General features: G+C 71.3%; 5 protein-coding genes. 2 read left to right on the forward strand and 3 right to left on the reverse strand.

From position 1 onward, the window contains the following. Nucleotides 1–62 precede the first annotated feature (62 nt). A complete protein-coding gene (gene eda / locus ACFVJS_RS25905; protein WP_378886373.1) occupies nt 63–692 on the reverse strand; it encodes a bifunctional 4-hydroxy-2-oxoglutarate aldolase/2-dehydro-3-deoxy-phosphogluconate aldolase in 630 nt (209 codons plus the stop codon). After that, nucleotides 685–2,550 carry a phosphogluconate dehydratase gene (gene edd, locus ACFVJS_RS25910; RefSeq protein WP_378886374.1) on the reverse strand — a complete coding sequence of 622 codons (1,866 nt, stop codon included), beginning with the start codon at nt 2,548–2,550 and terminating at the stop codon, nt 685–687. Before edd ends, eda begins: the two co-directional genes overlap by 8 nt. A 105-nt stretch (nt 2,551–2,655) precedes the next feature. Here edd and ACFVJS_RS25915 point away from each other — a divergent pair, with 105 nt between their 5' ends. Further along, nucleotides 2,656–3,819 carry an ROK family protein gene (locus ACFVJS_RS25915; protein WP_378886376.1) on the forward strand — a complete coding sequence of 388 codons (1,164 nt, stop codon included), beginning with the start codon at nt 2,656–2,658 and terminating at the stop codon, nt 3,817–3,819. Between the two features lie 12 nt (nt 3,820–3,831). Here ACFVJS_RS25915 and ACFVJS_RS25920 read toward each other — a convergent pair whose 3' ends face one another. Further along, nucleotides 3,832–4,500 (reverse strand): SIMPL domain-containing protein, encoded by a 669-nt coding sequence (locus ACFVJS_RS25920; protein ID WP_378886378.1) that lies wholly within the window; start codon nt 4,498–4,500, stop codon nt 3,832–3,834. A 39-nt stretch (nt 4,501–4,539) separates the two neighbouring features. Between ACFVJS_RS25920 and ACFVJS_RS25925 the strand changes: the two genes are divergently transcribed. After that, a complete protein-coding gene (locus ACFVJS_RS25925; protein WP_378886379.1) occupies nt 4,540–5,772 on the forward strand; it encodes a low temperature requirement protein A in 1,233 nt (410 codons plus the stop codon). Nucleotides 5,773–5,887 lie beyond the last annotated feature (115 nt).

Genomic DNA, 5,887 nt, shown 5'->3' on the forward strand with positions numbered 1-5,887 from the left:
GTCCCGAGCAGGCGGGACAGTTGCGCCGACTCGGCGGGTTTTTCCGGGACAGTAGCGCCGGGTCAGCGGAGGGCGGCGGTGGCGGCCGCGAGGGCGGTGACGCGGTCCCAGTCGCCCGCGGCGAGCGCGTCGGCAGGGGTGAGCCAGGAGCCGCCGACGCAGCCGACGTTGCGGAGACCGAGGTAGCTCGGGGCGGTGGCGAGCGAGATGCCGCCGGTGGGGCAGAAGCGTGCGTCGGGGAGCACCGACGGCAGCGAGCCCAGGAACTTGGCACCGCCGGAGGCCTCGGCCGGGAAGAACTTCATCGCGGTGTGGCCGGTCTCGAGCACCGCGAGGGCCTCGGAGACGGTGGCCGTGCCGGGCAGGAACGGCAACCCGGTGTCACGCATCGCACCGAGCAGCGTCGGCGTCGCGCCCGGCGAGACCAGGAACTGGGCCCCGGCCGCGGCGGCCTCCTTGGCGAGCAGCGGCGTGGTGACGGTGCCGGCGCCGATCAGGACCTCCGGCACCTCGGCGGCGATGGCCCGGATGGCGTCGAGCGCCACCGGCGTACGCAGCGTCAGCTCGACCACCGGCACGCCACCCTCGGCGAGGGCGCGGGCCACGGGCACCGCCTGGTCGATCGCGTCGACGACCACGACCGGGATCACCGGGGAGAGGTCGAGCAGGTCGGTGGACTTCAGGTCAGACATGGACGGGGCTCTCCTGGGACGATGCTGCGAACTGGAACACAGAGGCGCCGGTGTCGGCAGAGCCGACGGTGGCACGGAAGGCGCTGAAGAGCTCGCGGCCGGTGCCGCGCCACTCGGCGTCGAGCGGTGCGCGACCGGTGGCCGGACGGTGCGCGAACTCGTCGGGGTCGACCCCGATCGAGAGCGTGCCGGCGACGGCGTCGACGGTGATCAGGTCACCGTCCTGCACCCGGGCGAGCGGTCCGCCGAGCGCTGCCTCCGGGGTGAGGTGGATGGCGGCGGGCACCTTCCCCGACGCACCGGACATCCGGCCGTCGGTGACGATGGCGACGTGCTGGCCACGGTCCTGCATGACACCGAGAGCCGGGGTGAGCTTGTGGAGCTCGGGCATCCCGTTGGCCGCGGGGCCTTGGTAGCGCACGACCGCGACGAAGTCGCGACCGTCGAGGCGACCCTCGGAGAAGGCGGTGAGGAAGTCGGCCTGGTCGTCGAAGACGGCCGCGGGGGCTGAGACCACCCGGTGCTCGGGCGCGACCGCGGAGGTCTTGATGACCGCGGTGCCGAGCTCGCCGGTCAGCACTCGCAGGCCGCCGTCGGGCGAGAACGGGTCGTCGGCCGGTCGCAGCACGTCGAGGTCACCGGAGACCGGCGCGCCCTCGACCAGCTCGATGTCGCCGTCGCGGGTGAGCCGTGACTCCTGGGTGTAGGCCGAGAGCCCCGGGCCGAGGATCGTGGTGACGTCCTCGTGGAGCAGCCCGGCCTCGAGCAAGGTGCGGATCAGGAAGCTCACGCCGCCGGCCGCATGGAAGTGGTTCACGTCGGCGGAGCCGTTGGGGTACATCCGGCTGAGCAGGGGGACGACCGGCGACAGGTCGGAGATGTCGTCCCAGGTCAGCTGGATCCCGGCAGCGCGCGCGATGGCGACCAGGTGCATCGTGTGGTTGGTCGAGCCACCCGAGGCGAGCAGCGCGACGCAGGCGTTGATGATCGACTTCTCGTCGATCATCTCGCCGACACCCGGTCCGCCCGTCAGCGCCAGCTCGGTGGCCCGCGCGGCGGCGGCGCGGGTGAGCGCGGCGCGCAGCAGGGTGTCCGGGGACGCGAACGAGGAGCCCGGCAGGTGCAGGCCGAGCACCTCCATCAGCAGCTGGTTGGAGTTGGCGGTGCCGTAGAAGGTGCAGGTGCCGCGGGAGTGGTAGCTGGCGGCCTCGGCCTCGAGCAGCTCCTCACGCGTGGCCTCGCCCGCTGCGTACCGCTGGCGGACGCGGGCCTTCTCCTTGTTGGGGAGGCCGGAGGACATCGGGCCGGCCGGCACGAAGACGGTCGGCAGATGGCCGAACGAGAGGGCCCCGATCAGCAGGCCCGGCACGATCTTGTCGCACACGCCCAGCATCAGCGCCGCGTCGAACATGTCGTGGGAGAGCGCGATCCCGGCCGACATCGCGATCACGTCCCGGGAGAAGAGGGAGACCTGCATGCCGTCGCGGCCCTGGGTGATGCCGTCGCACATGGCGGGTACGCCGCCGGCGACCTGCGCCAGCCCGCCCGCCCTCATGACCGCGGCCTTGAGGAGCGGCGGGTAGGTCTCGTAGGGCGCGTGCGCGGAGAGCATGTCGTTGTAGGAGGTCACGATCGCGACGTTGGGCTTCGCCGCGGGGGTGATCACCTTGAGCTCGGCCTTGGTCGGCGCGGTGGAGGCCGCGAAACCGTGCGCGAGGTTGCTGCACGCGAGCCGGCCGCGGGCAGGTCCGGCGACACGGGCGGCCCCGATGCGGGCCAGGTAGTCGGCCCGCGTGGCGGCGGAACGCTCGATGAGACGAGCGGTGACGTCGGCGACGGTGGGGGAAACGGCAGTCACGGGTCCTCCAAAGGCTGTGTGCTTTGGCACACAATGTCACGATCTTTGGATCGATACAAGTAAATCTTTGGTACGCGGAAGACATAAGTGGCGTAGGCTCACCCTATGCCCGAGATGACAACCGCCGCCGACGTCCTCGATCTGGTGCGCTCCGGACGTGCCGTGACCCGCAGCGATCTGCAGAAGACGACCGGCCTGTCGCGTACGGCCGTGGTCTCCCGGGTCTCGGCTCTCGTCGAGGCCGGGCTGATCCTCACCGGCGAGGAGCTCGCCTCGACCGGTGGCCGGCCGCCGGGGTCGCTGAGCTTCAACGCCGACGCCGGGGTCGTGCTGGCGGTGGCGATCGGACGCTCCCGCAGCCAGCTCGCCGTCTTCGACCTCGACGGCCGCGAGCTCGCGGGCGACACCCGCGACCACGAGGTGGGGATCGCCGCCGACGACCTGATGCCCGACGTGGCCGACCGGCTCGAGCGCCTCCTGGAGGGGATCGAGCCGCCGGTGCTCGGCGTCGGGATGAGTCTGCCGGGCGTCGTCGACCCCGTCCGCCGGGTCTCGGTCGACTCACCGGTGATGCGGGGCTGGGACGGCGTCGCGCTCGACCCCTACTTCGAGCGGCTCACCGACGGCCCCCTGGTGCTCGTCAACGACACCGATGCGCTGGCCACGGCCGAGCTCTTCGGCACGGGGCTGCACCCGAAAGACGCGTTGGTCGTCAAGGCCTCGACCGGCCTGGGTCTGGCGGTCATCGCCGACGGCCGGGTGCTGCGCGGGCACGCCGGCGCCGTCGGCGAGATCGGGCACACCCGGGTCGAGTCCGCCGGCGAGCGCCCCTGCCGCTGCGGGGCGACCGGCTGCCTGGAGACCGTCGCGGCCGGCTGGGCACTGACCCAGGGCCTGGTCGACTCCGGCGTCTCCGCCGGCCACATCCGCGACCTGGTCGCCGCCGCGCTGGCCGGTGACGCGATCGCCCGCGGCCTCCTGCGCGAGGCCGGCCGCCAGCTCGGCGAGGTGCTGGCCATCGCGATCAACCTGCTCAACCCGGAGGTCGTCGTCATCGGCGGCGACATGGCCGCCGCCTTCGATCTCTTCACCGCGGGCGTGCGCGAGACCGTCTACTCGCGTTCCACCGCGCTCGCCACCCGCGACCTGACCTTCGTCCCCTCGACCCATGCCGACTCCACCGGCATGGTCGGCTGCGCAGCGGTGGCCATCAACCACCTGCTCTCCCCGGAGCGCCTCGACGCCCAGCTGGGCGCCGCCGCGAAGTAGGCCCGGCTGCGGTCAGGTGATGACCGTGAAGGCGGCCTCCACCTCGGCGTAGACCGTGATGTCGTCGGGGTCGAAAGCCAGGTCGGGGGCCGCCGACCCAGCATCCGCGAACTTGGCGGCGGCCGGCATCGCCATCGCCGCCGACTCGTACGCCACCTCGCGGCTGACACCGACGTCGTTGATGCTCCGGACCACGACCGGGCCGAGGTCGAGCGCGTCGGCGTAGTCCTGCGCACGCACCTTGGCCTGGCGCACCGCCTCCTGACGTACGTCCCGCTCGACCTTCAGCCGACTGTCCTTGGTCAGCCGCCAGGAGACCTCGTGGACCTGCAGCCCATCGTCGCCGGCCGTGCGGCCGACCCAGGTCGCGAGCGCGGTGAAGTCGATGAACTCGACCGCGAGACCGACGGACGCACGGTGCACCAGGGGCAGCTGCTTGCCGTCCTGACGCCAGGGCCGCTCGGCCGACGTACGCACCCGATGGACGACGAACCGCTCGATCGCACCATCCCGCTCGAGACGCTCGAGCTCGGCCCGCACGCTGTGCAGCTCCCGCTGCAGGCGCTCCATCACCGGCTCCGGCGAGGACCCGTCGAACCGGATCTCGGCCGACACCACCCCGCGCTCCGGCGTCACCTCGACACTGTGTGAACCACGCACCTTGATCAGGATGTCGCTCATGCCAGGAAACGTACGCCGTCAGGACCTATCCTCACCACCGTGAATGCAACGAGCCGCCTGCGGCAGATGACCGGACGCGACCCGCACGAGGAGCATCGAGGTGCCACGCCCCTCGAGCTGCTCTTCGACCTCACCTTCGTGGTGGCCTTCGGGGTGAGTGGCAACGAGCTGGCCCACCAGCTTGCGGAAGGACACGTCGCTGCGGGGATCGTGGCGTTCTGCTTCGCGTCGTTCGCGATCTGCTGGGCCTGGATCAACTACTCCTGGATGGCCTCGGCCTACGACACCGACGACTGGGCCTTCCGGCTGCTCACGATGGTGCAGATGGTGGGCGTGATCATCATGGCGCTCGGCCTGCCGGAGATGTTCGAGAGCGTCTACGAGGGCGAGCGGCTCCACAACGAGGTCATGATCGCCGGGTACGTCGTGATGCGGATCGCCCTCTGCGGCCAGTGGATGCGCGCCTGGCGCCAGGATCCGGCCCGGCGCAGTGCGCACCGGGTCTACCTGATCACGATCCTCACGGCGCAGGTGCTCTGGTGCATCATCGCCATCCTGCCGCTCGACGTGCTGACCGCGTTCGCCGCGATGCTGGTGCCGCTGGTGATAGAGCTGGCCGGCCCCTTCATCGCCGAGCGCCACTTCGGCGGCACGCCATGGCACGCCCACCACATCGCCGAGCGCTACGGCCTGCTGGTGATCATCACCCTCGGCGAGGGCGTGATCGGCACCGTCGCGGTGATGTCCGCGATCGTCCACGAGCCGGAGCTCGGATGGAGCCTCGACGCGATCCTGCTGCTCACGGCCGGAATCGGCCTGACCTTCGGGCAGTGGTGGACCTACTTCACGATCCCGTGGGCCGAGGTGCTCCACCGCCGCCGCGACCGCTCGTTCCTGTGGGGCTACGGCCACATCCTGCTGTTCGCCTCGATCGCCGCCACCGGCGCCGGCCTCCACGTGGCCGCCTACCTGCTCGAGCACCACTCCGAGCTCGGCGAGGTCGGCACGGTCGCCTCGGTGACCATCCCGGTCGCGGCGTACGCCCTGCTCCTCTACGTCCTCTACAACTCGTTCATGCACGTGATCGACCCGTTCCACATCCTCCTGGTCGGGCTCACCGCCGCGGTGCTGGTCGCGAGCATCGTGATGGCGTTCGCGGGCGTGCCGGTGTCGTGGTGCCTCATCGTCGTGGCACTCGCCCCGGTGGTCACCATCGTCGGCTACGAGGCCGTCGGCCACCGCCACCTGGCCCACCACCTGGACGCACTCTGACCCCGCCGTGAAATGAGTAGGCGCCCCACGCTCGCGAGCTAGGCCTGACACAGGGTCTCGATCGCGGCCAACCGTCGCTCGGTGAGCCGCCGTGCCTGGTCGGCCAGTTCCGGCG

Origin of the sequence: Nocardioides sp. NPDC057772 (genome assembly GCF_042798075.1) — a bacterium.
In the GTDB taxonomy this organism is placed as follows: domain Bacteria; phylum Actinomycetota; class Actinomycetes; order Propionibacteriales; family Nocardioidaceae; genus Nocardioides.

Excerpts from the sequence above, each read along its gene's own strand:
- eda (WP_378886373.1), bottom strand. The coding sequence starts at position 692 with ATGTCTGACCTGAAGTCCACCGACCTGCTCGACCTCTCCCCGGTGATC.
- ACFVJS_RS25915 (WP_378886376.1), top strand. The coding sequence starts at position 2,656 with ATGCCCGAGATGACAACCGCCGCCGACGTCCTCGATCTGGTGCGCTCC.
- ACFVJS_RS25920 (WP_378886378.1), bottom strand. The coding sequence starts at position 4,500 with ATGAGCGACATCCTGATCAAGGTGCGTGGTTCACACAGTGTCGAGGTG.